Source organism: Staphylococcus sp. HMSC13A10, assembly GCF_001808005.1.
GTDB classification, from domain to species: domain Bacteria; phylum Bacillota; class Bacilli; order Staphylococcales; family Staphylococcaceae; genus Staphylococcus; species Staphylococcus pasteuri.
On record NZ_KV791841.1, the window covers coordinates 1 to 600 of the forward strand.

Below are 600 nucleotides of genomic sequence, written 5' to 3' on the forward strand. Positions count from 1 at the left end.
ATAGAGTTTTCCCCTTCGGGGGACAAAGTGACAGGTGGTGCATGGTTGTCGTCAGCTCGTGTCGTGAGATGTTGGGTTAAGTCCCGCAACGAGCGCAACCCTTAAGCTTAGTTGCCATCATTAAGTTGGGCACTCTAAGTTGACTGCCGGTGACAAACCGGAGGAAGGTGGGGATGACGTCAAATCATCATGCCCCTTATGATTTGGGCTACACACGTGCTACAATGGACAATACAAAGGGCAGCTAAACCGCGAGGTCAAGCAAATCCCATAAAGTTGTTCTCAGTTCGGATTGTAGTCTGCAACTCGACTACATGAAGCTGGAATCGCTAGTAATCGTAGATCAGCATGCTACGGTGAATACGTTCCCGGGTCTTGTACACACCGCCCGTCACACCACGAGAGTTTGTAACACCCGAAGCCGGTGGAGTAACCATTTATGGAGCTAGCCGTCGAAGGTGGGACAAATGATTGGGGTGAAGTCGTAACAAGGTAGCCGTATCGGAAGGTGCGGCTGGATCACCTCCTTTCTAAGGATATATTCGGAACATCTTCGTAGAAGATGAAGGAATAACATTGACATATTGTATTCAGTTTTGA

The 600-nt window shown here is 48.5% G+C and carries 1 rRNA gene; it reads left to right on the plus strand.

Annotated features, from left to right (window positions below):
- Positions 1 to 530 (plus strand): 16S ribosomal RNA (locus tag HMPREF3125_RS02285); the annotation flags it as partial.
- Positions 531 to 600: the final 70 nt, after the last annotated feature.